The organism is Pseudomonas sp. NFACC14, assembly GCF_900106885.1.
Lineage (GTDB): Bacteria > Pseudomonadota > Gammaproteobacteria > Pseudomonadales > Pseudomonadaceae > Aquipseudomonas > Aquipseudomonas fluorescens_AA.
The window spans coordinates 1-24,003 of the sequence record NZ_FNOA01000004.1 but is presented as its reverse complement, the minus strand read 5'-3'; the positions used below and the strand labels follow the sequence as shown (position 1 = coordinate 24,003).

Sequence of the window (24,003 nt, the reverse complement as noted above, 5' to 3'; positions counted from 1 at the left end):
GCAGCGGCGCCCGACTCCATGCCTACAGCCGGAAATACTGCTGCATGGCACGGGCCAGCAGGCTCACGGCTTCGTCGTTACGTGATGCCTGGGCGCGCATGAACACCACTTCATGCTCCGCGATCACCGGCAGGCCTTCGAGGATCCGCATGGCATCCGTCACCCGCCCACGGTCGATCAGGCTGATCGCCAGCCCGGCCTCCACACAGGCCTTGACGGCCTGGTTGGAGGGGCTTTCCAGGACGATGCGGGTCTTGCGTCCGCTTTGCCTGAGGGACTCCAGCATCGCTTGTCGATAAGGGCATTGCGCCGCATGCACCGCCAGCGGCAGCGGCTCCATCGAGGCCGCCGCCGTGTGGGCCGGCCCGACCCAGACCGGCGTGGTGGACACCAGCACTTGCACCTCTGCATTCGCCTGCCCCTTCGGCTGGGCGACCACCGCCGCCTGGAGCTTGCCGCGCTGCACCAGGTCGCGTAGCGCGTAACTTGGCGCAGTCTTGAGCTCCAGCACCACATTGGGCCACGCGGCGGCGAAGGTCGGGAGGATGTCGCGGATCACATGGTCTGCGTACTCATCCGGCACCCCCAAGGTGATACGTCCCGCCAAACGGGTTCCGTGCAGGTCGGCCAGCACCCGGTCATGGGTGCTCAGCAGCTCTGTCGTCGCCACGAGCAAACGCTGGCCCAACGCGGTGAGGGATACCGATTGATTGTCCCGGTTGAGCAACCGCCCGCCAGCGACCGCTTCCAAACGCTGGATATGCACGCTGACCGCCGCCGGGCTTTTGTGCAGTTGGTCTGCCGCCGCACTGAACTTACCGATCCGCGCCACCGCATGAAAAGTACGTATCAAGTCGATATCGAGTATGGCCGTCATGATTCAATCTTCGTGAACAACTGATGCATTACATTTTGATTTATTAGATTAGCCGGGTTTCGTAGCCTGTGGTCATGAACCCGAATAAATCGATGACCTGCACTTCCCTGCCCCGGCCCGCCTGGTACTGGCTGATTCCATTGCCGTTGCTCGAAGCGGCATTGCTGGTGTCGTGGAGCTCGGGTTTCGTCGGTGCGCGCTTTTCCATCGATTACGCGCCGGCCCTGCTGGTGGTCTTCTGGCGGTGTGTCGTGGTCACGCTCGTCCTGTTCCCCTTCGTCGCCAGGTCGCTACGCCGGACCTCGCCCGTCGCACTTTTGAAGAATGCCGGCATCGGACTGCTGGCGATGGCAGGCTACCTGGGCGGCATCACCCAAGGCATTGCCCTGGGCGTGCCGGCGGGCCTGGCCGCGCTGGTCGCCGACCTGTTGCCGATGGGCATGGCGCTGCTGGCCGCAGGCGTACTCCGGCAACGACTGGCCTGGCAGGTCTGGACGGGGCTGCTGATCGGCCTGCTCGGCGTCGTTCTGGTAACCCAGGGCGCACTGGCGTGGGGCAATGCGCCCTTGTGGGCCTATGGCCTGCCGCTGCTTGGCATGCTCTCGCTCGCCGTCGCGACCCTGTGGCAGAAACACTTGCCCGCCGAACAATCGCTGGGGCTGCTGCCCAACCTGTGGCTGCAGTGTTGCGTGTCGGGCCTGGCCTTCGCCCTGGTCGAGGGCGCCCATGGCAGCCTGGCCCCGCTGCCCAGCACAGGCTTCGCACTGAGCGTATTGTGGACCGCGGGCCTGTCGACCATGGGCGGCTACGGCCTCTATTGGTTGTGCCTGCGTCGCGCGACCGCCACCCGCGTCGCCAGTGTCCTGTACCTCAGCCCGCCCATTACGATGCTCTGGGCCTGGGCCATGTTCAACGAACCGCTTTCCTGGCAGATGGTGGTGGGGATGGCGGTGTCCGGGATCGGCATCTGGCTGGTCGTTGGCACCGAGGCCCGGCAGGCTGCGAGAAGATAGCAAGATCGGTCGAGCGCATTGTGCTCGCCGGCCTCATGCTGGTGGCCTTTACTGGGAAAGACCATGACCGACACAAAAAAGCATTACCAATCCCGCATGCAGAAGGTGCTCGATTACATCGACCTGCACCTTGATGACTGCCTGGACCTGGACACGTTGAGCGGCGTTGCGGCTTTTTCGAAATACCATTTTCACCGGCAGTTCATCGCGACGTTCAGCTTGCCCTTGAATCGCTACGTCCAACTCGCGCGCCTGAAACGCGCCTCCTACAAACTGGCGTTTCGCGAACATGAAACGATTACGCAGATCGCCATGGACGCCGGTTACGCAGCGCCTGACGCCTTTGCCCGTGTATTTCGACAACGGGTGGGACAACCGCCTTCGCATTTCCGCAAGTCTCCCGACTGGCAGCGCTGGAACACCCTTTTCACGCCATTGCACACTGCGAGGAACCGCCTCATGCCCACGCCCTATCAGCCCAGTGACGTACGGATCCGTACGGTTCCTGCAACCCCCGTCGCCATCATGGAACACCGAGGCGATCCCTCGACGATCGGTACGACCCTCCAACGCTTCATTGCCTGGCGGCGAAGTGTCGGCCTGATCCCCTCGATCAGCCCGACGTTCAATGTATTTCACACCGACCCGCGCACGACGCCGCCGCAAGACTATCGCCTGGATTTATGCGCGGGGACGGGCCGACCTGTCGTGCCGAACGGGGAAACGATCAAGGCCGGCAGTATTCCCGCCGGGCGTTGTGCAGTGCTGCGGGTCGAAGGGGGTGCCGACAACCTCGAGCCCGCCGCGCTGTACCTGTACAGGGACTGGTTGCCGGCCAGCGGTGAGGAGCCGGGAGATTTCCCCCTCTACTGCCAGCGTATTACGTTCTTTCCGGACGTTGCGGAGAACCAAGCCATTACCGAGCTCTTTCTGCCGCTCAGGTGTTCGTCTAGTGGGTAATGCCAGTCAGAGATCAAACGGCACAAAACCTGTGGGAGCAAAGCTTGCTCCCAGGGGCATGAGGTTTAACTGACTGGCACTATCGTCTAGTGAGCGCTTTTTCCTGTCTAGCCAATGTACGAGTAAACGGCGAAATCGAACCCATTGAATGGAAAGGAAGCAACTTCTTTCATACCCATTTTCAAATGCGCACGGAGCGAGGGTTCATTGTCCTTGCGTATGAAAAGAATACCTTCACGCCCCCGCTCGAGCCGCCGGAGCTCCGCGAACATTCGCTGGGCCAAACCCTTGCCACGTTCCGCCTCGCCCACGCAAATCGGGCCATAGACATAGGCATCCGGCGCTCCATGATAAGCGGCGAACATCGCTTGTACGATCGGTAGGTCAGCATTCATCGCCCCAATCCATAGGCAGAACCAATACATTGCATTGCATATCGGTCTTGGACGCTATAGCTAAAGCGGCAGATGATGGCTTCAACCAAGCGACATCAACCCGATCCAAACCGATAGGAGCTACGCCATGCAACAGTCCCACGCCTACAACGACATCAGCCTGGCCCTGACCACCGAAGTGCTGGATGCCAAGGCACGCAAGCACCTGTCCTGGCAGGACTTGGCCGATGGCACCGGCCTGAGCCTTGCCTACGTCACCGCCGCCCTGCTCGGCCAGCATCCATTGCCGGAACATGCGGCGAAGGTGATTGGCGAGAAGCTCGACCTGACCGCTGACTCGGTCGCCCGCCTGCAGATCATTCCCTTGCGCGGCAGCCTCGCTGGCGTACCGACCGATCCGACGATCTATCGCTTCTACGAAATGATCCAGATCTACGGCACCACCCTCAAGGCCCTGGTTCATGAGCAGTTCGGCGACGGCATCATCAGCGCGATCAACTTCAAGCTCGACATCAAGAAAGTCGAAGACCCTGAAGGCGGCTCGCGTGCGGTGATCACACTGGACGGCAAGTTCCTGCCCCTGCGTCCGTTCTGATCGTCCCGCTGGCCCCAGGCGAACCTGGGGCTTCGCTTCAAACGACTTATCTCTGATTTGAACTCACTACTCATTCTTGCGTGGAGCATGACTCATGAAAAAATTCCTGTTTCTGGCCCTGTCGCTGACCGCCTCGCTGTCGGCCCATGCCCAACCATCCACCGCACCTGCGGACGTCGTTCCCTATGCCTACGGCATGCATCTGGACATCGCCCAGGTGTTGGACATCACCACGCCCGCCGATGTCTGCGGGCCGACGCCAGTGCAAATGACCTATCGCGACTCCCAAGGTGAAACCCACATTCTTGAATACAGCCTGATCGGCAACGGCTGCACGAACTGATAACACCCTATTCATTGGAGGCAAGCAGCATGAAAGCGCTGATCGAAGGTTTCCTGAAGTTCCAGCAAGAGGTCTTTCCACAACGCACGGACCTGTTCAAACACCTGGCCACCACGCAACACCCGGGCACGTTGTTCATCACCTGTTCCGACAGCCGCGTTGTACCGGAGCTGCTGACCCAGCAGGAACCCGGCGAACTGTTCGTGATCCGTAATGCCGGCAATATCGTGCCGTCCTATAGCCCGCACCCGGGCGGTGTTTCCGCGACGGTGGAATATGCCGTCGCGGTGCTGGGCGTGAGGGATATCGTGATCTGTGGTCATTCCGATTGCGGTGCCATGACCGCCGTCGCCAAATGCGCCTGCATGAATCACCTGCCAGCGGTCAGCGGTTGGCTGCAACACGCCGAGTCGGCACGGGTCATCAATGAGTCACGGCCTCACGTCGATGACGCGGCGAAAGTCAGTTCGATGGTGCGTGAAAACGTCATCGCCCAATTGGCGAACATCCAGACGCACCCGAGTGTGCGGCTGGCCCAGGAGAAGGGCTTGCTCAACCTGCACGGCTGGGTCTATGACATCGAGACCGGCTCCATCGACGCCCTGGACGTCGACAATCGCAGCTTCAGGTCCTTGGCGGACAACCCCCAGGCGTGTGCCGTACCGGCCCGGACGGCGACTGCCGCGTGAGGGTCGCTGTTTTGTCTAGGGCAACTGCCCACCTCGATCACGGTGGCGAGGGCGCTTGCTCCCGCTGGGCTGCGCAGCGGCCCCAAAGCCATCCATCCCGTGCAACAGTGTCTCCATGAAAGCCACGGACGCCGCGCTGTGATAGTTGTTCTTGCGCCGCAACAGCGAAGCTCCACGCCGTGGCGCCGCGTCCTGCAGCGCCAGCTTGCGCAGTGCGCGCTCCTGGGTGGCGATGGGTTCCGGAAGAATGGTGGCGACGGCCGAATGCCCGATCACTTCCAGCAACGTGCTGACCGAGTTGACCTCAATGCTCACCTTGGGCGTGATCCGAGCCTGGACGAAGTAGTCATCGATGCACGTACGGGTGGCAAAGTCCGGGCTCAACAAGGCGAACTCCAGTTGCCCGACCTGCTCAGCCGTCAGCGCGGCCTGGCAGTCATACAACGGGTGATTGCGCCCCACCATCAGCCCCAGGGTTTCGGTGAACGCCGGGATCGATTCGATATCGGCGCTCCTGACCTGATCGAATGCGATGGCGATGTCTAACGTGTCATTCGCCAAGCCCTCCTCGATATCAACCATCGACAATTCGAAGATTTGCAGATGGATATTCGGGTATCGCCCGCGGTAGTCACGCACCAGCGGCCCGACCAGGTAAGCCATGAACGTCGGGGTCATGGCCAGCCTCAAGCTGCCGCGGGACAGGTCCTTGACGTCATGCAGCGCGCGCTTGCCGGCGGCCAGTTCCACCAGTACCCGCCGGGCGCATTCGATATAGGCCGCCCCGGCGTCCGTGGGCCTGACCGTGCGAGACGTGCGGTCGAACAGACTCACCCCGAGGGTTTCTTCCAGTTGCCGGATCTGTTGCGACAGGGTCGGCTGCGACACGTGCAGCACCTCGGCGGCACGCGTGAAACCGCCGTGGTCAGCGACCGCCAACAGATAGCGCAAGTGACGTAGCAACATCGGAACCACCACCTGGAGCTTGGGTAATTGCGATGCATTGTATAGGGGACATGCCGCATCCACATCCGCCACGGGCTCAGCGTTGTGTTTAGCGGGTCGGCGTCAGTCTCAGCACCCGCATCACAAAAGCGCCCGCCTTCGCCAGCATGGCGCCGCTCGTACTGGGCTGGCACACGGCGTTCGAAACCGGTGCTGCGGACTCGCTGGCCAGGGCGCCCATCAACTGCGGCAACAGGAATCCGCCTTCGTATTCTGGGTGAATCGCGACAGAGGTGTCCGACCAAGGGTTGCCGGTGCAGGTGACGTCGATCATGGGAAATCTCCTGGAGAATGGAGAACGCTGCGACGGCCCGAAACGGTCGATCGCTTCTGGGATCAGTTTCACTGGCGAACGGTTTTTAGAGAATGCCCAGGAGTCTGATGACTCGATTGCGTTATCTGAAACAATCGCCCCGGGCAGCCAAAAAAGCCCCGGAACCGTTGAGGGAACCGGGGCTTGGGACCGGCTATAAGTCACGCCGGCTTTTGCAGCGTGTCGTACGCTTCAAGCGAGCGCAGCGAGTAGATGTAGGCAGCCCCCGCATTCAACGAAATCGCAGTGGCCAGGGCCGCTGCGACCTCCTCACGGCTCGCCCCCGCCTTGATCGCCGCATCCGTGTGGGCGGCGATACAACCGTCGCAACGGGTGGTCACGGCGATGGCGATCGAGATCAGCTCGCGGGTCTTGGCATCGAGCACGTTGTTTTCGCTGGCGGCTTCCCCGAGCGCCATATAGGCCTTGACCATTTTCGGGTTGCTGCGGCCCAGCGCGCCAAACGCTTTCTGAATGGTGGGCAACAATTCGGACCAGTTATTGAACATGGCATTAACTCCTGAGTGGGTTGGGTGTACTGTTTTGACGCCCTCAGTTTTTCACCCTGGCGCCACTCGGTTTTGCTCAATCCGCTCAGTTTTTTTGGCGAAACGCTCAAATGGATGCGATCGATAAACTCATCAGCCTGGCCAACGTTCGCGGCAGCCTGGATCTGCGCTGTCAGTTCCAGGGCGACTGGGCCCTGGAACACGGCCAGCAGGCCCTGGGCACCGCGCCCTATCACATCGTGCTGGCCGGCGAATGCCGCGTCGAGTTTGCCGATGGGCAACGCTTGCCCATGCGCGCCGGTGACATCCTGCTGCTGCCGCGAGGCGCCCCGCACCTCATGCACAGCCCTGGGAAAATGGTGACGCCGACCTTACCCCGGATCGTGACCGGGGGCGCCCTGCCGATTCACCGCATTGGCGGTGCCAGCGCGGAGCTGGACATGCTTTGCGGTGGTTTCCACTTCAATCGGGCTTCGTTGCTGTTCAGTGCCCTGCCCGACTACCTGGTGATTCCCAGCGGCGCATTACCGGCCAACGGACCTTTGCCGGCGTTGGTGGAAATCCTTCGCGGGGAAGCGGATGGGAACCAGCCCGGCGCTCGCTTCTTGCTCGACGCCTTGTCCCAGGCCCTGTTCACCCTGATCCTGCGTGCGCACCTGGCGAGCCATGGCCAAGACAGCGGCTCGCTGGCCCTGCTCGGCGACAAGCGCCTGGGCCGGGCCTGGCAGGCGATGCTGGCGGACCCTGCGCACGAGTGGACCATTCAGGGCCTGGCGGACCTCGCGAGCATGTCCCGGGCCAATTTCATGCGGGCATTCGTCAAGCTGGCCGGCGTCTCGCCGTGGGTACTGTTGACGCAAGTGCGAATGGAGCTGGCCTTCAGTCTGCTCAGCCACTCACACCTGGGGCTGAGCGATATTGCCGTACAGGTCGGCTACCAATCCCAGGCTGCGTTCAGCAAGAAATTCAAGGAAATCTACGGCGAGGCGCCAGGGCGGGTGCGGCGTGGGATCCAGGCCCCGAATGCGCGCTGACAATCAACAGATATCCGCTCGCAGGGCCGGGTGCTCGCGCAGGTGCTCGACGATGTAGTCCACGAAACTGCGCACACGCATCGACGCCTTGCGTCTTTCACGGTAGACCACATGCACGGGCATGGAGGGCGGCTCATAGGCTTGCAAGACCCTGCGCAAGCGTCCGCTGCTCAGATAGTCGTACAACGGATAGCTCAAGCAGCGCGTCAACCCGGCCCCATGAGCCGCAGCGTCGATGGCCGCCTGTAGCGTGGCGCAACTGAGGCGCGTGCGTGCCTTGAAGCCGTTGGCCTCGCCCTGCTGTTGAAAGGACCACTGGACCCAGTCCTGGTTGGCCTGCGTGGCGATCAGTCGGTGATCGTGCAGATCCTGCGGCACAACCGGCTCACCATGCCTGGCCAGGTAACCAGGACTGGCGCAGACGAGCGAGCGAACACTGCCGACAGGCCGTGCGATCAATGAGCAACTGGGCAGATGCCCGACCAGCACCGCGACATCCAGCCCTTCCTCATGCATGTTCGGGAAACGATCATGGTAGTGGGCGAATACCCTGATCTCGGGAAAGTGATCCATGTAGCCGGCCAATACCGGGGCCATGACATAACGGCTGAACAACGTGGGCAACAGAATCGTCAAATTGCCCTGCGCCTGGACATGCCAGCCCCTGGCCGATGCTTCAGCCTCGTCAACGGCCTTGAGAATGCGTGAACAATCGACCATGAAGCCGACCCCGGCTTCCGTCAACACCACCCCGCGCGTGCTTCGTGACAGTAACTGCACCCCCAGCCGCGCTTCCAGTCGAGCGACCGCACGCATCACGGTCTGTCCGGAGACGTTGAGGCGCTGGGCGGCCGAGGCAAGGCTGGAGCACTGCGACAGCGCGTGGAATACCAGCATTTCATGGTGGCGCGCCATCAGCCGGTGTCTTTCACGACAGGCTTGAGCGTGACGTCGTCCCCCAGCCGATCCGCGAGGAAATCCACGAACGTACGCACCTTGGCCGGCACTCGATTGCTCTTCTGATACACCACGTGAATCGGCAACGCCGGTGGTTCGAAAGCCTTGAGCACCACTTCCAGTTCACCGGCGGCGACCTGCCGGGCCACTTGATAAGACAATACCCGGGTAACGCCCCAGCCTTGGCGGGCGATATTGATCGCAGCCTGATTCGCGGTCACCACCAGGCGTGGATCAACCCGCAGGCTCAGCGAGTTTGCTTCGTCCATGAACTGCCAGTGGCTCAGCAAATGACTGGCCGAAGACATCACGATATTGGCCTTGCTCAACTCACCAGGATGGATTGGCCGTCCATGGCGCTGGAAATAGCCCGGGGCGCCGCAAATCACTTGGCGTACCTCACCGACCTTGATGGCGTGCTGATTGTTTTCCTGCAAATGGCCGATGCGGATCGCCACATCGATGCCCTCGTCCGCGATATTCACCACACGGTCGACCAACAAGGCATTGAGGTGCACCGAGGGAAACTGATCCAGGTAATCCGTCAGCAAAGGCGCGATGTATAACTCGCCAAACAGCACCGGCGCGGTGACCGTCAGATACCCACACGGGATCGAGTAGCTGCCGGCGGCGGCCTCCTCGGCCTCTTCGAGCTCACTCAGGATCCGCCGGCAATCTTCCAGGTAGCGTTGCCCCGCCTCGGTCAGGTGCACATTGCGGGTGGTACGGGACAACAGCTGGGTGCCGATCCGTTCTTCCATCGCCGCAATGGCTCGCGTCACGCTCGGTGGCGAAATGCGCAAGCGCCGGGCGGCAGCGGCGAACCCTTCCTCCTCGGCCACCACCATGAAAATCTGCATTTCCTGAAAGCGATCCATGGGTGATCCAGCCTTGCTTGAGGGAGATTGAACATACGTGGCGGTTACGGCCTCAAGGCTTGCCGGAAGATGGCCCCGGCAAGCGCCTGCGGTTTGACTCAGGCTTGCTGCAAGCCCTTGGCGGTGCGCTGCATGTCGACGAAATTCGGCAAGGCTTCGATGCTGCCCAGCCAGGCACGCACGTTCGGGTAGTCGGTCAGCGCGACGTTGCCTTCCGGTGCGTGAGACACATAGGTGTACGCGGCCACGTCAGCGATGGTCGGTTGCTCACCGGCCAGGAACCGGCTTTGTCCCAGCTCCGTCTCCATCACCTTCAACAGGGCGTGGGAACGCTTGATGGCATCTTCGGCGTCATAGCCGGCGCCGAATACGGTGATCAATCGGGCGTTGGCCGGCCCCTGGTTGATCTGGCCCGCGGCCACCGAAAGCCAGCGCTGCACCCGGGCCTGGGCAAGTGGATCGCTGGGCAGCCATCGGCCCTTGCCGTACTTGGCCGCGAGGTAGACCAGGATCGCGTTCGAGTCGGCCAGCACCACACCGTTGTCATCGATCACCGGCACCTGGCCGAAGCTGTTGATGGCGAGGAACTCCGGGGTCTTGTGCTCGCCTTTCATCAAGTCCACGAATACCAGCTCGGTCGGCAGGCCCAGCAGCGAGAGCATCAGCTCGACACGATGGGCGTGACCCGACAACGGGTGGCGATAAAGTTTGATCGCGTTCTCAGGCATGACGTACTCCATGTTGTTTGGGCTCGAAGCGGTGATCGCGTCGATGGCGCTATCCTCTGCTCCTGCTCCGGACAGTGGAATAACCAGCTTTTACAATCCAGCATTTCACCCCGTGAAACGATCGCAAGCCTAGACCTCAAGCACCAACGGCTCGCTGCCTTGGGCCGGCACCGCGCAGCAGATCAGCACTTCGCCTTCGCCAACCGGTTCGGCCGGCTGGCTCAGGTAATGCACCTGGCCGCGGCTCAAGCGGGTTTTGCAGGTGCCGCAGGAACCGCCGCGGCAGCTGAATTCCGGGTTCAGGCCGCGCGCTTCGGCCAGTTCCAACAGCGTTCCGCCGCCGGGTTCCCAACGGGCCTCCTTGCCGGAACTGGCGAACAGGACCTTCACCGCTTCAGTCGCGGCCGGCACTTGCTGGGGCGCCGGCATGCTGACTTCGACATCCCGCACAAGGGTGGACGGACCGAAGGTTTCCGCGTGGATGCGATCGTCAGGGATGCGCAATTTGCGCAGCCCGTCGTACAGCGCCTGGGTAAAGCTGCCCGGCCCGCACAGATAGAAGTCGTAGTCGTTGAGCGGCAGCAGTTTCTTCAGCAGTTCCACATCGATCCGGCCCGCCAGGTCATAGCCTTCACCGACCTTTGCTTCGGTGGGCGGTTGGCTGACCATGCGCACAACCTGGAGCTTGTCGCCGGCACGGGCGGCCAGTTCGTCGATCTCTTCACGGAACGCCAGGTCGGCCACCGAGCGTGCGCTTTGCACCAGCCAGACCGGGCGCATGCGGCTGATGCGTTGCCCCTGGTAAACCACCTCGCGCAACATCGACAACAGCGGCGTGATGCCCACCCCCGCTGCCAGCAATACCAACGGACGCCGCTCGGTGGCCTGGACGGTGAAATGGCCCTGGGGCGCCCGCGCTTCGATCTCGTGCAGCGCCCGCACCTGCTCATGCAGGTGGGACGACACCGATCCATCGCGCTTGACGCTGATGCGCAGGAAATCATCCGACGGCGCACTGGAAACGCTATAGGTCCGGATCGACGGCGCTTTCTGCCCCTCCAGCTGGATCCGCACCGGCAAATGTTGCCCGGCTTCAAACCGGGGCAAACCCAAGCCATCGCTCGCCTGCAGGTAGAACGAACGAATGTTGTGGCTCTCATCCACGACTCGCGCAACCCGCAACGAACGCCAGCGGCTACGCAGCGCCTCGGCCTGCAAACGCTCGGCGGCTTGCTCCCAACTGCCGGTCATCAATGAATTGGGCGAATCGCCTTTCTCCTGATCCTTCCAGCGCAGCGCGATGGCGGCCGGACGATAGACGATGCGTTGCGGTGTGAAGCGCAGCAGCCGCTCGGCGCCCTGGAAGGCATTGATCTCGGGATCGTCCAGCAGGACTTGCGCCGAGCCACTCATTTGCAGCAGATCGCCGGTCTGGAAATCGACGAACACCAGCCCGGCCCGTGGGTTGAGCAGGATGTTGCCCAGGGTGTTGAAAAACAGATTGCCGGAAAAATCCGGAATGGTCAGCGACCCGTCTTCATCCATGCGCACGAACCCCGGCTTGCCGCCACGGTGAGAAGCATCGACCTGCCGCTCGCCATCGCGCACCACGTAGGTGGCGATGTAAAACGAATCGGCCGCCGTCACCAGGCGCCGCACCAGCGGGTCTGACACGCTCAACTGACGCGGCGCGACCGCCTGTGCGTCGACAAATTGATACTGGCGCAGGTTGATGTAGCGAGGGCAGTTGCCATAGGCCTGGCTCACTGCGATCTCCAGCCCTGGGGCAAGCTGACGGCGCACGACGCCATTCATGCGATTACGCCGACGGGTGTGCAATTCGATCCCCAGCATGCCGATGGCATCTCCCTCGCCCATGCCCTCCTGGGCCGGATCGTTCGGCTCGGGCTCGAGGTTGATGTGCAGGGTCTGCGGATCGGGCGAATTCATGAAACCTGGCTGCCCCGTGCGCAGGGTCGCCCACACGTCGCCTTGCCGATCCACCGCCCCCAGCACCACGAAAGGCAACTGGGCGTAGAACTCCCGGTGCTGGTCCGGCATCCACGTACGCGCCAGTTGCCGTTGGCCGACACTGGCCATCATGTCGACCGCGCCGACGGAGCGCTGCAAGGTCAGCTCTCCTTCGTGCCAGGGCGAGTTTTTTACTTGCAAGGCTTCGTCCATCAGCTACTCCTCGCGCTCGCAGCATGAACGCCTGCGCCAGTGCGCTACGGTTAGGGATTCTCCGCCACCTTCTGCACGGGTGTGCAAGTGGCTGGGGTCATCTTCTGCCCAAAGCGGTTGCGCAGGAATACGCACAAACTGCAATCCACCGTTTCATAAAGTGGAATGGTGGGCTCATGGCCTGACACTGGCGAAATGCTTGGTCAATTCGAGCAAGGTCGCCCGCAACTCCGGAGGCCGCACGGGCTTGGCCAGGATCGAAATATTCATGTGGTGCAGCGCGTGGCGAATTCTTTCGATTTCATGGCCGGTCATGATCATGGCGGGGACTTCCCAGCCCCGCTGTTCGCGAATGGCGGCGATGCATTCGGCGCCCGAGACTTTCGTACCCAGGTCGAAGTCGGCAATGATGATGTCGCAGTCACTGGTCACACCCACCCCGTCGCTGTGGGTTTCCACTTCGCATCCCCACTTCTCCAACAGCGCAGACGTCGCCATCAGCACGTTGGCGTCATCCTCCACCAGGCACACCCGCAAGCCGTGCAAACGGCTTTGCGTGGGCACCGGTCTGTCCACCACTGTCCTTGGCGCGACCCTTTCCAGCCCTTGGATCATGGCGCGCGTGCCCTGGCCGAGCCGGGAGTGCAGCTGGATGTCCAGGTTGATCAGGTGGCTGATCCGCTTGACGATGGACAACCCCAGGCCCAGTCCCTCGACATCCTTGTCACGGACGTGGCGTACCCGATAAAACTCCTTGAACACCTCAGGCAGATGCTCGGCGGCAATGCCCCGGCCCTTGTCGTAGATGACGATGGCCAGGCCACTGCCTTTCGGACGTACACCGATCAACACCGGTTGGCCGGGGGCATATTTGAGCGTATTGGAGACCAGGTTCTGCACCATGGTCGCCAACAAACCGGCATTGACACTGACCCAGTGCCGGCAAGGCCGCAGGCGCAACTCGACACCGGCCCAGCGGGCGGCTTCGGTGTTCTGCTTGACCACGTCCTGGAGCAACGCGCCCAGGTGCACGGGTTCGGCTTGCGGTTCAAGCTGCCCGTTGTCGAGGGTGTAGATGTCCAGGATCGAACGGAACAGCTGCGACACGATGTGCAGCGAACGGTCGATGTTGTCCACCAGTCGCAGTTCTTCCTGTCCCAGCCGGGCATCGCGCAGGCAGGCGGTGAACAGGCCGATCGAGTGGATCGGCTGGCGCAAGTCATGGCTGGCCTGGGCCAGGAAGCGGGATTTCTCCTGGTTCGCGGCAATCGCCTCTTCCGAAGCGATGCGGGTACGGGTCAGCAGGATATGCGCATAGGCAGGCACCACGATGGTGGTGACGATCAACGTCAGGAACAGATAGGGCTGGCCACGCCAGAACGGCGTGAGCATGAAAATCACCCCCAGGGTCGACAGCGCCAGAACGGTTGCCAGCGCCAGGTAGCGCGAGCCGAAGCGCATGCCATTGCCCAACGTGACCCAGAGCACTGCCGCGTACACCGGCAGCGTGCCCTCTCCACCGACGATCAAGGCAAAGGCGAGGCTGGCATAATCCAGTGTCATGGCAAAAAGACGACGCAGGAAAAAGTGCCCGGGCCAGCGCTTGACCGCCATGCGCAGCGGGACCGCGGTGCCGAAGAAAAAAACCATGTACCACAGGATCGGTACATAGGTTTCGAAGTCGCTGGCCAGAAAGGCCACCACGATGACGTAGAGCGCAGTACACGCCCCGACCGTCAATCTCAATGTAGCCTGATCAAGCTCACTATTCTTTTCCGTCATATTCACAGGACTATTCCAACATGAAAGTTTGTTTCAAACTGAAATCCGAGGGGCAGTTTGGGTTACGATGCGCGAACTTGAAGTCAGAAGGATCTGAAGCATGACGTGCAGAGTCATTGTGGCAGATGACCATCCTTTGTTTCGTGAAGGTATGTTGAGAACCATCGAACGGCTTCTGCCGACAGCCACCATAGAACAAGCGGGCAATCTGGATGAAGTATTGGCGCTGGCGCGTTCCGGGGTGGAAGTGGACTCCCTGATACTCGACTTGCGCTTTCCCGGGATCAAATCGCTGCAAGTCATAGGCCAGTTGCGCAGTGAATTCAAACGGACCTCCATTATTGTGGTTTCAATGATGGATGACATCGATGTTATTTCCCAGGTGATGGCGCTGGGTGCCGACGGTTTCATCGGCAAGAATATCGACCCCTCCGGTATTGCCGACGCCATCATGGCAATACGCGAAGGCGAAGTGGTGGTGAAGTATCAAGCCGAAAACCCGGTACTGGACGACGCGCTTTCCCAGCTGACCGTGCGTCAACGGCAAGTGCTTGGGTTGGTCGCGGCCGGCAAGACCAACAAGGAAATAGCCCGGGACCTGGGCATTTCCCCCTTCACGGTGCGCATCCATGTCTCGAGCCTGCTCAAAGCCCTGGGTGTCCCCACGCGCGCGGCGGCCGCGGCGCAATTTTCCAACTTTCCAAACAATGGAGGATGGTCGGAGAAACAAGACAATTAAATGTATGACGGCCGCCAATATTCATTGAGCGTTACCCTCCCTGCTCGCCTCCCAAGCCATAGCACACTTGTACTATAGCTTCGCCCAGTACTCTCCCCCTAAGCTGTGGGCGTTCCATACAAAGGCTGTTCGAACAGCCAATCATAAAGAAAGCCAACGCGCCATTCGCCGTGCAGTATCACTGTGCCTATCGAAACGTCATGGCGTGCGAAGCCTATGGATTAAATAAGTCCACAGGCGGCGCAATGCTGGGTCAACTTCACCGTCTGCGCGGTTGAAATGGAATGGTCCTGACATTAACTCAAGGTAAGTCATCATGTCCTTCGAATATGGAAAAACACTTAGAAATGGATTGGCGCTGTGCGTGCTGGCGGGCGTACTCAACGGTTGTGCAAACACCGGTGACTTGGGCAACTTGGGCAACTTGATGGGCTCCTTGAACCAGGGCGCCAAAAAATACGACGTCTCTTACCTCAAGCAAACGATCATTCCGGGCAAGACGACAAAAAGCCAGATCACCCAAATGTTCGGCGCGCCGACGAATGAAGAGCTCAATTCGACCAGCACCAGCAACGAGTCGAACTGGACCTACGAAAAGAGTGATGAGGGCCTGGATAAATACATGAAGCTGGCCAATAAGTACGTGTCGCCCGAGACGCGCCTGAAGATGGCCGACACCTCGACACAACTGTCCAAGGCACAGACCGTGGCTAACGACGTCAGCAGCGTGACCGGCGGGAAAACAGGCCAAAGCCAGACCCAGGGTTCGGTATTGACCATTTATTTCGTCGATGACGTCGTGAAGTACTACAGGGTCTACTGAAGCAATGACTCCTCCGCTGGGGGCAGCATCAAGCCTGTCCCCAACCTTCACCGATCACTCCTTCCACGTACCTCCGCTCAAGGCGCAACTCTTGCGGGTGCTGTCCAACAGCTCAGCGGTACGCTTGTAGTAGTAAAAGTCCACGCCCTGCCCGTTCACATTCACACAGGTGCCCTGGGGATTCTCCGGGCAGGTTTGCGAGTAGGTGATCCTGCCCGCTTCGCCACCAAGCGCGACCGGCATGTTGGCGAAGGATTCACAGCTGGAGCGGAACTTGGCCACCGGTTGCTTATCGCTCGCCTGCACGCAGTCTTTCGCCTCGATGTGTTGCCCCATGACGGTCATTTCACCTTCCATCGTGCACGCCTGGCTACCTGCATAGGCCACTGAAGCGCACAGCATCGTGGCGCTGATCACACTGAAAAAACGAACGACTCCGTTCATGTACTCTCCCGACGTCCTGAGTGGTCATACCTCCTGAAGTATCCTGACTCGGGCAACAATTCTGAATAGCACAGATGGGCTAGCCGCTACGCTTGCCCAAGGCACCAGAGACACATGAGGTTCGAAAGCCAGTGGAAAAGAACAGTGAACTCGACCAGGCCACGTTGCGCCTGATCGTCAGCGCCTGTGCGCTGTTGTACATCGTCGTGTTGGCCAGCCTCCATCCCGGCGGTGCCACAGGCTACGTGCCCATCATCATTTACATCGTAACGTTTATCGTCGCCTCGGTATTCCTGCGCATGATCATCAAGCGTTGGCCAGGACACTTCTTCTGGCGGCGCCTTTTCTCGATGCTGCATGACTACACGGGCATCGCTTTCGCCATGGTGCTGGGCGGTGAAAGCGCCCTGCCGATCTACGCGGCACTGCTCTGGGTCACCCTGGGCAACGGCATGCGCTTCGGCTCGCGCTACCTGGCGCTGGCAACCGTTATCGCGCTGTCGACCCTGGTGCTGATTTTCTGGCTCAACCCATTCTGGCGTACCCAGCCCTACATGTTCCTGATGCTGATCGTCACCACCATCGTGGTGCCGGCCTATGCGCACATTTTGCTCAAGCGCACCCGCATTGCTTCGGAAGAGGCGATTGCCGCGAACCAGGAGAAATCCCGCTTCCTGGCCCAGGCCAGCCATGACCTGCGCCAACCGATCCACTCCATCGGCCTGTTCACCGCCTGCCTGCGTGACGCCAGGCTGGGCCTGGAGGAATTGCGGCTGGTGGACAACATCGACCGTTCGCTACACACCGTGTCGCAGCTGTTCCGTTCGATCCTCGATATCTACACCCTGGACCATGGCCAACTGATGCCGAAGGCCGATACTGTCCACTTGGGCGCGCTCCTACAGGACGTCGTCAAGCAGAACACCGAGGCGGCTCGCTGGGCCGGGGTCGAACTGCGCCTGCGCGCCAGCCCTTACTGGGTCAGCGTCAATCCAGGCATGCTGACCACGATGGTCCAGAACCTGCTGTCCAACGCCCTCAAATACGCGCCCGGCCAACCGGTACTGATCGGCGTGCGCCGCCAGGGCAAGCGCCTGGCCGTGGTGATCTACGACAAGGGACGCGGCATTGCCGCCGAACATTTGCCCGAAGTGTTCAAGGAGTTCTACCGCGTGCGCCATGTGCGCGACAAGGATGTCGAGGGCCTTGGCCTGGGCCTGTCCATCGTCAAGCGCATCAGCCAGATACTCGGTGTCGATATACACATCCGCTCCACGGTCGGACAAGGCACCAAGGTGGCGATCAGCGGCCTGGAACTGGCGGCGCCGAGGGCCATGGAACCCAAGGTGTCGCCCGTCCAGAATCGCTTGGACGGATTACGGGTGTGCCTGGTGGAAGACGACGCCAACGTCCTGATGGCGACGTCGGCGCTCCTGGAAAAATGGGGTTGCGAGGTTGAGGCCCACAGCGACGGCGAGGGGCTGACCAGCGATTGCGATATCGTCATCGCCGACTTCGACCTGGGCACGAAAGTCTCGGGTGCCGAATGCATTGCCGCGATACGCGAGCAGCGCGGCTGGCAAGTCCCGGCGCTGGTCATCACCGGACACGAGATCGAGCGCATACGCCAGTCATTGCAAAGCCTGAACATCTCGGTGCTGGCCAAGCCCGTGCGACCGCCGGAGCTGCGAACAGTCTTGCTTGAACTGCTCAAGTCCATGGATCGCCAGGGCGAGGGCTCAGCTCACCTCAACCCACCCAGCCGATAGCCGTCTTGGGAATCACCTCGGACTCATCGAGCTTGGAGGCGAACATGCTCACCGCATCGAGGGCATCGGTGGTCCCGTTCCGGATCTGCACGATGACCGATCCGGCCTGGTCTGCCAGGGTGACACCGCGCAAGGCGCCCTCGTGGGTCACGTTCATGCTCGCGACGGCATCGCGGGTTTCGGAGAGGATCATGCCGATCATTTCCGCAATCTCCGAGGTGGAACGACTGGTGCGCCCGGCCAGTTGCCGGACCTCGTCGGCCACCACCGCGAACCCCCGCCCCTGATCGCCGGCCCGCGCAGCCTCGATGGCCGCGTTGAGGGCCAGCAGGTTGGTCTGGTCGGCAATGCCGCGAATGGTATTGACGATGGCGGTGATCTCTTCCGAACGTGCGCCCAGTTGCCCAACGAGGCGCGCGGAGGCGCCGATGTTGTCGGCGATCTCGCGCATCTCCTTGGCGGTCTGGTGGATCACCTGGGCGCCCTGCTCGGCCACGCGTTCGGTCTCGGCGGAGATGTGGTACGCGCGGGAGGCACCGCGCGAGTCCTCTTCGAATTTCTCTACCCGTTCGGTGATGTCACTGGCGAACTTCACAATCTTGCACAATTTGCCTTCGGCGTCGTAGACCGGGTTGTAGCTGGCTTCCAGCCAGACAACTTTGCCGTTTTTGCCGAGACGCTTGAATTGCCCGCTGAAAAACTCGCCGGCATTGAGTCGACGCCAGAAATCACTGTACTCCGAGCTACTCACCAGGCTCGCTTCGCAAAACATCCGGTGGTGCTTGCCCTTGAGGTCTGCCAGTGAGTAATGCATGACATTCATGAAGTTGTCGTTGGCGGTCAGGATGTTGCCACCCAGGTCGAACTCGATGACCGCCATGGCCCGGTCGAGGGCCGCCAGCCGGCCGCGTGTTTCGGCCTCGGCGGTCACCTTGGCGGTGACATCGAGTGCGTACTTGACCACCTTCACGACACGGCCTTGTTCGTCCACCACCGGGTTATAGCTGGCTTCCAGCCACACGTTCTGGCCTGATGCGCTGCGGCGCTGGAACGTGCCGGATACGAATTGACCGGTGCGCAACTTGTTCCAGAATTCACGATACTCGGCGCTGCCCGCCAACGCAGGGGGGCAGAAATCCCGATGGGACAGGCTGGCCAATTGTTCCGCACGGTAGCCCATCGTGCTCAGGAAATTCTCGTTCGCCCGAAGGACCTTGCCATCGGGGCTGAACTCGATAACAGCCATCGACCGCTCCAGAGCGCCGACCAGCCCTTTGTAAGTTGCCAATTCGGCCGTCCTAGCCGTCAGTTCATCTTTTAGTTTTTTATTAAACATGACGTACCCTCTGGTGAACCCTGAAAGTAACCGGACCTTTATAGGCTATCGGCTGGTTTGCCGGGGGCTGAACGGTATGGCGTAATTATGTTTCGGCGCCAAAACCCACCGAATCCATCAGCCAGGTTCTAAAGGCCTGCACCTTCGGGGCATCGGCCAGTTCATGTGGGGTGACGAAATAAAACCCCAGGTCAGACTTCAGTCGCAGATCGAAGGGCGCAACCAAGCGGCCCGCCTTCAGGTCGTCCTCGACATACGTTGAACGGCCGATGCACACCCCCAGGCCGTCGACCGCCGCCTGCACAGCCATCATGGCCAGGTCGAAGGTGAGCCGGCCGCCTTCGGCCAGTCTTTTCGGTTGGCCAGCGGCACTCAACCACGAACGCCAGTCATCACGGGTCACCCCACTGACTTGCAACAAGGTGTGCCGGGCCAGATCGCCGGGGTCCTGCAAGGGGGTGGGACCTTGCAACAGCCTGGGACTGCAGACCGGGAAGATTTCATCGGCCATCAGCCAGTCGGCCCGCACGCCCTTCCAGTCGCCGACCCCGTAACGGATGGCCGCATCGACGCCACCCTTGCGAAAATCCACCCGTTCGGTGGATGCAGTGACGCGCACATCGATATTGGGGAACGCCTGCTGGAAGGAGGCTAGGCGCGGCAGCAACCATTTGGAGGCAAACGAAACCAGGGTGCTGATCGTCAAGACACTGTTGTTGCGGCTTTCCAGCAACATCTGCGTGCCATAGCGCAGTTCATGGAAGGCGGCCCGAACGCCTGGGAAATAAGCCTGACCTTCAGCGGTCAGGGCCAGGCCGTCCTTGAGCCGCAGGAACAAGCGCACGCCCAGTTCCTCTTCGAGCCGGCGGATCTGATGGCTTATGGCTGTTTGAGTGACGTTCAGCTCTGCTGCGGCGTTGGTAAAGCTCATGTGCCTGGCGGCTGACTCGAATGCTTTAAGGCCATTGAGAGAAGGAATTCGGCTGGCCATGGAGGTTTGCTGCGCTCATGAGATTTTGTCATACGCTAGCACTGAAGATGTCCTTTGAAAATGTTCCGCGCCTCACCGATTCTGGCGGCCCGTCCCCCGCCTGTGAGGAAACCATGAAACTGTACTTTGCCCCCATGACCTGCTCATTGTCCCCGCATATCGTGCTGCGGGAATTGGGCCTGCCCTTCGAATTGATCCGGGTCGACAACAAGACCAAGCGAACCGCCGACGGGCTCGACTTCCTGAGCATCAATCCCAAGGGCTACGTGGCCGCCCTGGTGTTGGAAAACGGCAGCGTGCTGACCGAGGGTCCCGCCATTGTCCAGTACCTGGCCGACCTGGCTCCCGGCAACATGCTAGCCCCGGCCAATGGCACCTGGGAGCGGGTTCGCCTGCAGGAGTGGTTGAACTTCATCAGCGCCGAAATCCACAGCGGCTGCGCCCCGCTGTTCAACGCCGACATCGCAGAGCCCACCAAGGCGATCTTCAAGGCAAGACTGTTCAAGCGCCTGGACTACCTCAGCCAGGCCCTTGCTCGACAGGACTACCTGATGGGCAGCTTCGGCCTGGCCGACGGTTATCTGTTTACCGTTTTGAACTGGCTGCCGTCGTTCGATATCGAGATCGGGGACTGGCCGGTGCTGGCGTCGTTCATGACCCGAGTCGCCGCACGCCCCAGCGTCCGGGCGGCCATGGCGGCGGAGGCGGCCTAGCCACCGGCCAGCGATCAACTTCGCGGTTGTATCCGCAAGGCAGCATCATAAAAAATTCATGGTGCCGGAGCATGATCACTACGTTTGCTGATTACTTTCGTTCCCATTCAGCGAGGCAGGATCATGCCACCACAAGGACTCCCGGTGGACTTCGCCCATCGACCACGGCTTGCCGATCTGCAGCCCCTGCAGGAACCCGTCAGGCGCGTGTCCGGCACACTGGGCAAACAGCCAGAGCCGCTCGTCACACCGGCGGTGCAGTTGCAAGACCGACGGGGATACGACAGCGGCTTTCTCGGCGACTTCATCGTGCCTTGGCCGAGCGTAGCAGCGGCGTTGGTCGATGATGTCTACCCGACCGGCACCGTCGACAATCGCCTGGATTATCAGCACTTCTCCATCGTTCTGTCGCGACGGCGACGCCTGGCCCTGGTGGCGGGCGTCAACATCGATGGCGCCAGCAGTGTCGAGATCGCCCGGGGTCGTGATGCCTGGGCATACGACGGTCGAATCCCCAGCGATGCCCAGATTGGAGAAGCGCTGTACGCTGGCAATTTGCTGGATCGCGGTCATCTGGTCAGACGACAGGATCCCAATTGGGGCTCCGATGCACAGACCGCCAACAACGACACCTTCCACTTCACCAATTGCTCGCCACAGATGGCAGCCTTCAATCAAAAGACCTGGCTCGAGCTTGAGGATTACATCCTCGATAACACGCGCCGGTGGAAAGCCAGGGCGACGATATTCACCGGGCCTTTATTCCGGGACGATGATCAAATGTACAGAGGCGTACAGATCCCCACTGCGTTCTGGAAAGTCGTGGCCTTTCTCGGTGACGACGGCAAACCTTCGGCCAGTGCCTACATGATTGACCAGCGTCAGGAGCTGGAAAAATTGGAACTTGTGTTCGGAGCGCTCAAGACCTACCGACGCAGCGTCGATCGAATTGAAGCGCTGACCGGTATCCGCTTTGGCGACTTGGCTGACTACGACGGCTTTTCCAATGAAGAACGACTGACAGGTACGAGGATTGAAGCGCCGATCCGTGGGCCTGAAGATTTTCGCCTTTGAAAACGGTGGGAGCTGCATGGGATGTTGGTGAACGACTCAAAAAACGGTGGGAGCGAGCTGGCTCGCGATGACGGCAGCACAGTCAACATCTCTGCAAGCTGACCCGCCGCTATCGCGAGCAAGCTCGCTCCCACAGGGGATTGAAGCTGCATGGGATGTTGGCGAGCGACTCAAAATACTGTGGGAGCGAGCTGGCTCGCGATGACGGCAGCACACTCAACATCTCTGCAAGCTGACCCGCCGCTATCGCGAGCAAGCTGAACTGGTCAAGTATTCTTGGACACCATTTAAGGTTCATGCCGCCAGTCTCTCACTGACGACCGGCGACCGGTAATCGTTGTAACTGTGAAGCCTGGTGATGTTGTAGCGCGAGACATAACGCTGCACGTCTGCTCGGGCCTCATGTTCTGATGCGTAACCCGTCTCGGGCACCCACTCTGATTTCAAACTTCCAAAGAAACGCTCCATCGGAGCGTTATCCCAGCATTCGCCTTTACGGCTCATGCTTTGCCGCAGGCCATGCGCCAGCAGCTCATTCCTGAACTTATGACTGGTGTACTGACAGCCTTGGTCTGAATGAAACAGCACCTCTTTAGGACGACCTCTGAGCTCAACCGCCATCCGCAAAGCCTCGCAGGTCAGCGTGGCATCGGAAATCATCGAAAACGACCAGCCCACGATCCGGCGAGCAAACAGATCCAGCACCGCCGCGAAATACATCCAGCGCTTGCCGACCTTGATGTACGTCACGTCACCACACCACACCTGATTGACCGCCGTGACATCAAACTCACGCTTGAGCACGTGCGGTGCCACCAAAGCTTCTACGCCGGACGATTTGTACTTATGGCGTCGGCGCTGGCGGCTGGCGATCCCCGCTTCGCGCATCAAACTGCGAGCCAAGTACCGGCCGATGCGATGCCCTTTCTGTTGCAGCTCCTTCGCCAAAGTCCTCGCTCCCGCAGGAGCTCGCGATGCCTTGTGATGCTTGACCAGCGCGGCTTTAAGCTGCTCTCGCTGAGGATTAGTCTTACCTTGGCGCTGACGCCAAGCGTAAAAGCTGCTGCGGTTGACGCCGAACGCCCGGCAACACCGATTAACGCCGTACTGCTCGTCCAGCTCATTGATCAACGAGAATGATCTTTGGAGTCCAAAAGCAGGAGAGCACTGGCCTTTTTTAGGATTTCGATGTCCAGGTCTTTCTCCCTGAGCAGGGCTTTGAGCCTCTGAATTTCTCGCTGGTCGGCGGTAATCGCCTTAGCGCCTACCGGCGTCGAGCCCAAACGCTCTTTGCGTACCTGATCGACCCAACGACGCAAGGCGGTAGGGCCTATATCCAAACTGGCACACACCTCGGTAACCGGCTGGCCTTCGTCCAGCACCATGCTGGCAGCCTTGAGCTTGAACTCACTCGAATAAGATTTACGCATATCCAAACACCTCAGATTTGGGCGCCATCATAGCGCCCGATTGAAGTGTCCAAAATCATTAGGCCAGTTCAAGCTCGCTTGTATGGTAGGACTTGAAGGGAGGAGGAGGGACAAGGCTCGATTCTGACTGTTAGCCGCAGTACAGACCGTGGGAGATTTCGCCCCTCCTCCTTTCACCCAAGCGCCGATAAAGAATGCATCTGGCCTAAACCGACGATAGGAACAAGCCTGCGTCTCTGGGAGAACCCTTCAAGTGTTCAAACCTTAGCCCGGAGAATTTTCAATGGCAATGCCGGTTTCTGTCACAAAGCCGATGGTGGGCGTGGATGTCGCCAAGAACGAACTGGTGATCTATCACGCCGAACTTGATGTACTGGAAGCGATTCCCAACAACAAAGCGGCCATCAAAAAGTGGTTGAAAG

At 60.5% G+C, this 24,003-nt stretch carries 25 protein-coding genes and 3 pseudogenes; 12 read left to right on the top strand and 16 right to left on the bottom strand.

Annotation, left to right across the window (positions count from 1 at the left end; genetic code table 11):
* Positions 1 to 22: 22 nt before the first annotated feature.
* On the bottom strand, positions 23 to 877 hold the full coding sequence (locus BLU85_RS08730) for a LysR family transcriptional regulator (RefSeq protein ID WP_092197844.1): 855 nt from the start codon (positions 875 to 877) through the stop codon (positions 23 to 25).
* Positions 878 to 951: 74 nt separating this feature from the next.
* Here BLU85_RS08730 and BLU85_RS08725 point away from each other — a divergent pair, with 74 nt between their 5' ends.
* Entirely contained in the window at positions 952 to 1,890 is a 939-nt protein-coding gene (locus tag BLU85_RS08725) for a DMT family transporter (RefSeq protein ID WP_092197842.1), read from the top strand.
* Positions 1,891 to 1,953: 63 nt separating this feature from the next.
* Positions 1,954 to 2,850 (top strand): AraC family transcriptional regulator, encoded by an 897-nt coding sequence (locus BLU85_RS08720; protein WP_092197840.1) that lies wholly within the window; start codon positions 1,954 to 1,956, stop codon positions 2,848 to 2,850.
* 107 nt (positions 2,851 to 2,957) lie between these two features.
* Here BLU85_RS08720 and BLU85_RS08715 read toward each other — a convergent pair whose 3' ends face one another.
* Positions 2,958 to 3,245, bottom strand: a complete 288-nt coding sequence (locus BLU85_RS08715; protein ID WP_256572827.1) for a GNAT family N-acetyltransferase — start codon at positions 3,243 to 3,245, stop codon at positions 2,958 to 2,960.
* A gap of 127 nt (positions 3,246 to 3,372) precedes the next feature.
* Here BLU85_RS08715 and cynS point away from each other — a divergent pair, with 127 nt between their 5' ends.
* The 3 genes from cynS (at position 3,373) to BLU85_RS08700 (ending at position 4,872) form a co-directional block, all read left to right on the top strand.
* Complete coding sequence (gene cynS / locus BLU85_RS08710; protein ID WP_092197838.1) at positions 3,373 to 3,840, top strand: cyanase; 468 nt, start codon at positions 3,373 to 3,375, stop codon at positions 3,838 to 3,840.
* A 94-nt stretch (positions 3,841 to 3,934) separates the two neighbouring features.
* Positions 3,935 to 4,183 carry a DUF2790 domain-containing protein gene (locus BLU85_RS08705; RefSeq protein ID WP_092197836.1) on the top strand — a complete coding sequence of 83 codons (249 nt, stop codon included), beginning with the start codon at positions 3,935 to 3,937 and terminating at the stop codon, positions 4,181 to 4,183.
* A 29-nt stretch (positions 4,184 to 4,212) separates the two neighbouring features.
* Positions 4,213 to 4,872, top strand: a complete 660-nt coding sequence (locus BLU85_RS08700) for a carbonic anhydrase (protein ID WP_092197834.1) — start codon at positions 4,213 to 4,215, stop codon at positions 4,870 to 4,872.
* A gap of 15 nt (positions 4,873 to 4,887) precedes the next feature.
* Here BLU85_RS08700 and cynR read toward each other — a convergent pair whose 3' ends face one another.
* The 3 genes from cynR to BLU85_RS08680 all read right to left on the bottom strand — a co-directional run bounded on the left by cynR (position 4,888) and on the right by BLU85_RS08680 (position 6,699).
* Positions 4,888 to 5,838 (bottom strand): transcriptional regulator CynR, encoded by a 951-nt coding sequence (gene cynR / locus BLU85_RS08695; protein WP_092197832.1) that lies wholly within the window; start codon positions 5,836 to 5,838, stop codon positions 4,888 to 4,890.
* 88 nt (positions 5,839 to 5,926) lie between these two features.
* Positions 5,927 to 6,151, bottom strand: coding sequence for a hypothetical protein (locus BLU85_RS08690; RefSeq protein ID WP_092197830.1), 225 nt, complete (start codon positions 6,149 to 6,151; stop codon positions 5,927 to 5,929).
* 200 nt (positions 6,152 to 6,351) lie between these two features.
* Entirely contained in the window at positions 6,352 to 6,699 is a 348-nt protein-coding gene (locus BLU85_RS08680) for a carboxymuconolactone decarboxylase family protein (RefSeq protein WP_092165140.1), read from the bottom strand.
* Between the two features lie 110 nt (positions 6,700 to 6,809).
* Here BLU85_RS08680 and BLU85_RS08675 point away from each other — a divergent pair, with 110 nt between their 5' ends.
* Entirely contained in the window at positions 6,810 to 7,733 is a 924-nt protein-coding gene (locus BLU85_RS08675) for an AraC family transcriptional regulator (RefSeq protein ID WP_092197826.1), read from the top strand.
* 3 nt (positions 7,734 to 7,736) lie between these two features.
* On the opposite strand, the gene BLU85_RS08670 is transcribed toward BLU85_RS08675, so the two are convergent.
* The 5 genes from BLU85_RS08670 to BLU85_RS08650 all read right to left on the bottom strand — a co-directional run bounded on the left by BLU85_RS08670 (position 7,737) and on the right by BLU85_RS08650 (position 14,262).
* Complete coding sequence (locus BLU85_RS08670) at positions 7,737 to 8,648, bottom strand: LysR family transcriptional regulator (RefSeq protein ID WP_092197824.1); 912 nt, start codon at positions 8,646 to 8,648, stop codon at positions 7,737 to 7,739.
* Entirely contained in the window at positions 8,648 to 9,568 is a 921-nt protein-coding gene (locus tag BLU85_RS08665) for a LysR family transcriptional regulator (protein ID WP_092197822.1), read from the bottom strand. The genes BLU85_RS08670 and BLU85_RS08665 overlap by 1 nt, the downstream gene beginning before the upstream one ends.
* Positions 9,569 to 9,666: 98 nt before the next feature.
* Positions 9,667 to 10,296: a glutathione S-transferase family protein gene (locus tag BLU85_RS08660; protein WP_092197820.1), complete on the bottom strand. Its 630-nt coding sequence runs from the start codon at positions 10,294 to 10,296 to the stop codon at positions 9,667 to 9,669.
* Between the two features lie 129 nt (positions 10,297 to 10,425).
* Positions 10,426 to 12,480, bottom strand: a complete 2,055-nt coding sequence (locus BLU85_RS08655) for a 2Fe-2S iron-sulfur cluster-binding protein (protein WP_092197818.1) — start codon at positions 12,478 to 12,480, stop codon at positions 10,426 to 10,428.
* Between the two features lie 174 nt (positions 12,481 to 12,654).
* Complete coding sequence (locus BLU85_RS08650; RefSeq protein ID WP_092197816.1) at positions 12,655 to 14,262, bottom strand: ATP-binding response regulator; 1,608 nt, start codon at positions 14,260 to 14,262, stop codon at positions 12,655 to 12,657.
* Between the two features lie 100 nt (positions 14,263 to 14,362).
* Between BLU85_RS08650 and BLU85_RS08645 the strand changes: the two genes are divergently transcribed.
* Positions 14,363 to 15,001: a response regulator gene (locus BLU85_RS08645; protein ID WP_092197814.1), complete on the top strand. Its 639-nt coding sequence runs from the start codon at positions 14,363 to 14,365 to the stop codon at positions 14,999 to 15,001.
* Positions 15,002 to 15,317: 316 nt separating this feature from the next.
* The gene (locus BLU85_RS08640) at positions 15,318 to 15,824 is read left to right on the top strand and encodes a hypothetical protein (protein WP_092197812.1); all 507 of its coding nucleotides are present in this window, start codon (positions 15,318 to 15,320) and stop codon (positions 15,822 to 15,824) included.
* A 54-nt stretch (positions 15,825 to 15,878) separates the two neighbouring features.
* On the opposite strand, the gene BLU85_RS08635 is transcribed toward BLU85_RS08640, so the two are convergent.
* On the bottom strand, positions 15,879 to 16,268 hold the full coding sequence (locus BLU85_RS08635) for a hypothetical protein (protein ID WP_092197810.1): 390 nt from the start codon (positions 16,266 to 16,268) through the stop codon (positions 15,879 to 15,881).
* Between the two features lie 131 nt (positions 16,269 to 16,399).
* On the opposite strand from BLU85_RS08635, the gene BLU85_RS08630 reads away from it, so the two are divergent.
* Complete coding sequence (locus BLU85_RS08630; protein WP_092197808.1) at positions 16,400 to 18,037, top strand: ATP-binding response regulator; 1,638 nt, start codon at positions 16,400 to 16,402, stop codon at positions 18,035 to 18,037.
* Here BLU85_RS08630 and BLU85_RS31665 read toward each other — a convergent pair.
* The 3 genes and pseudogenes from BLU85_RS31665 to BLU85_RS08620 form a co-directional block, all read right to left on the bottom strand.
* Positions 18,018 to 18,491, bottom strand: a pseudogene (locus BLU85_RS31665) (methyl-accepting chemotaxis protein); the annotation flags it as partial. The gene BLU85_RS08630 and the pseudogene BLU85_RS31665 overlap by 20 nt on opposite strands.
* A gap of 114 nt (positions 18,492 to 18,605) precedes the next feature.
* Positions 18,606 to 19,283: pseudogene (locus BLU85_RS31660) on the bottom strand (PAS domain-containing protein); the annotation flags it as partial.
* A gap of 175 nt (positions 19,284 to 19,458) precedes the next feature.
* On the bottom strand, positions 19,459 to 20,364 hold the full coding sequence (locus tag BLU85_RS08620) for a transcriptional regulator GcvA (RefSeq protein ID WP_092197804.1): 906 nt from the start codon (positions 20,362 to 20,364) through the stop codon (positions 19,459 to 19,461).
* 113 nt (positions 20,365 to 20,477) lie between these two features.
* Here BLU85_RS08620 and gstA point away from each other — a divergent pair, with 113 nt between their 5' ends.
* Complete coding sequence (gene gstA, locus BLU85_RS08615; protein ID WP_092198550.1) at positions 20,478 to 21,077, top strand: glutathione transferase GstA; 600 nt, start codon at positions 20,478 to 20,480, stop codon at positions 21,075 to 21,077.
* Positions 21,078 to 21,200: 123 nt separating this feature from the next.
* Positions 21,201 to 22,151, top strand: coding sequence for a DNA/RNA non-specific endonuclease (locus tag BLU85_RS08610; protein WP_092290016.1), 951 nt, complete (start codon positions 21,201 to 21,203; stop codon positions 22,149 to 22,151).
* 294 nt (positions 22,152 to 22,445) lie between these two features.
* Here BLU85_RS08610 and BLU85_RS08605 read toward each other — a convergent pair whose 3' ends face one another.
* Positions 22,446 to 23,282, bottom strand: coding sequence for an IS3 family transposase (locus tag BLU85_RS08605; RefSeq protein WP_371914231.1), 837 nt, complete (start codon positions 23,280 to 23,282; stop codon positions 22,446 to 22,448).
* Positions 23,279 to 23,581: a transposase gene (locus BLU85_RS31655; protein WP_371914230.1), complete on the bottom strand. Its 303-nt coding sequence runs from the start codon at positions 23,579 to 23,581 to the stop codon at positions 23,279 to 23,281. The genes BLU85_RS08605 and BLU85_RS31655 overlap by 4 nt, the downstream gene beginning before the upstream one ends.
* A 283-nt stretch (positions 23,582 to 23,864) precedes the next feature.
* On the opposite strand from BLU85_RS31655, the pseudogene BLU85_RS31340 reads away from it, so the two are divergent.
* Positions 23,865 to 24,003 (top strand): annotated as a pseudogene (locus BLU85_RS31340) (IS110 family transposase); the annotation flags it as partial.

What these genes read in the sequence shown, in the direction of transcription:
- BLU85_RS08655 (WP_092197818.1), bottom strand. Translation starts at nt 12,480, where the DNA reads ATGGACGAAGCCTTGCAAGTAAAAAACTCGCCCTGGCACGAAGGAGAG.
- BLU85_RS08690 (WP_092197830.1), bottom strand. Translation starts at nt 6,151, where the DNA reads ATGATCGACGTCACCTGCACCGGCAACCCTTGGTCGGACACCTCTGTC.
- cynS (WP_092197838.1), top strand. Translation starts at nt 3,373, where the DNA reads ATGCAACAGTCCCACGCCTACAACGACATCAGCCTGGCCCTGACCACC.
- BLU85_RS08640 (WP_092197812.1), top strand. Translation starts at nt 15,318, where the DNA reads ATGTCCTTCGAATATGGAAAAACACTTAGAAATGGATTGGCGCTGTGC.
- BLU85_RS08665 (WP_092197822.1), bottom strand. Translation starts at nt 9,568, where the DNA reads ATGGATCGCTTTCAGGAAATGCAGATTTTCATGGTGGTGGCCGAGGAG.
- gstA (WP_092198550.1), top strand. Translation starts at nt 20,478, where the DNA reads ATGAAACTGTACTTTGCCCCCATGACCTGCTCATTGTCCCCGCATATC.
- BLU85_RS08675 (WP_092197826.1), top strand. Translation starts at nt 6,810, where the DNA reads ATGGATGCGATCGATAAACTCATCAGCCTGGCCAACGTTCGCGGCAGC.
- BLU85_RS08645 (WP_092197814.1), top strand. Translation starts at nt 14,363, where the DNA reads ATGACGTGCAGAGTCATTGTGGCAGATGACCATCCTTTGTTTCGTGAA.
- BLU85_RS08720 (WP_092197840.1), top strand. Translation starts at nt 1,954, where the DNA reads ATGACCGACACAAAAAAGCATTACCAATCCCGCATGCAGAAGGTGCTC.
- BLU85_RS08725 (WP_092197842.1), top strand. Translation starts at nt 952, where the DNA reads ATGAACCCGAATAAATCGATGACCTGCACTTCCCTGCCCCGGCCCGCC.
- BLU85_RS08705 (WP_092197836.1), top strand. Translation starts at nt 3,935, where the DNA reads ATGAAAAAATTCCTGTTTCTGGCCCTGTCGCTGACCGCCTCGCTGTCG.
- BLU85_RS08620 (WP_092197804.1), bottom strand. Translation starts at nt 20,364, where the DNA reads ATGGCCAGCCGAATTCCTTCTCTCAATGGCCTTAAAGCATTCGAGTCA.
- BLU85_RS08670 (WP_092197824.1), bottom strand. Translation starts at nt 8,648, where the DNA reads ATGGCGCGCCACCATGAAATGCTGGTATTCCACGCGCTGTCGCAGTGC.
- BLU85_RS08700 (WP_092197834.1), top strand. Translation starts at nt 4,213, where the DNA reads ATGAAAGCGCTGATCGAAGGTTTCCTGAAGTTCCAGCAAGAGGTCTTT.
- BLU85_RS08635 (WP_092197810.1), bottom strand. Translation starts at nt 16,268, where the DNA reads ATGAACGGAGTCGTTCGTTTTTTCAGTGTGATCAGCGCCACGATGCTG.
- cynR (WP_092197832.1), bottom strand. Translation starts at nt 5,838, where the DNA reads ATGTTGCTACGTCACTTGCGCTATCTGTTGGCGGTCGCTGACCACGGC.
- BLU85_RS08610 (WP_092290016.1), top strand. Translation starts at nt 21,201, where the DNA reads ATGCCACCACAAGGACTCCCGGTGGACTTCGCCCATCGACCACGGCTT.
- BLU85_RS08680 (WP_092165140.1), bottom strand. Translation starts at nt 6,699, where the DNA reads ATGTTCAATAACTGGTCCGAATTGTTGCCCACCATTCAGAAAGCGTTT.
- BLU85_RS08715 (WP_256572827.1), bottom strand. Translation starts at nt 3,245, where the DNA reads ATGAATGCTGACCTACCGATCGTACAAGCGATGTTCGCCGCTTATCAT.
- BLU85_RS08650 (WP_092197816.1), bottom strand. Translation starts at nt 14,262, where the DNA reads ATGACGGAAAAGAATAGTGAGCTTGATCAGGCTACATTGAGATTGACG.
- BLU85_RS08660 (WP_092197820.1), bottom strand. Translation starts at nt 10,296, where the DNA reads ATGCCTGAGAACGCGATCAAACTTTATCGCCACCCGTTGTCGGGTCAC.
- BLU85_RS08730 (WP_092197844.1), bottom strand. Translation starts at nt 877, where the DNA reads ATGACGGCCATACTCGATATCGACTTGATACGTACTTTTCATGCGGTG.
- BLU85_RS31655 (WP_371914230.1), bottom strand. Translation starts at nt 23,581, where the DNA reads ATGCGTAAATCTTATTCGAGTGAGTTCAAGCTCAAGGCTGCCAGCATG.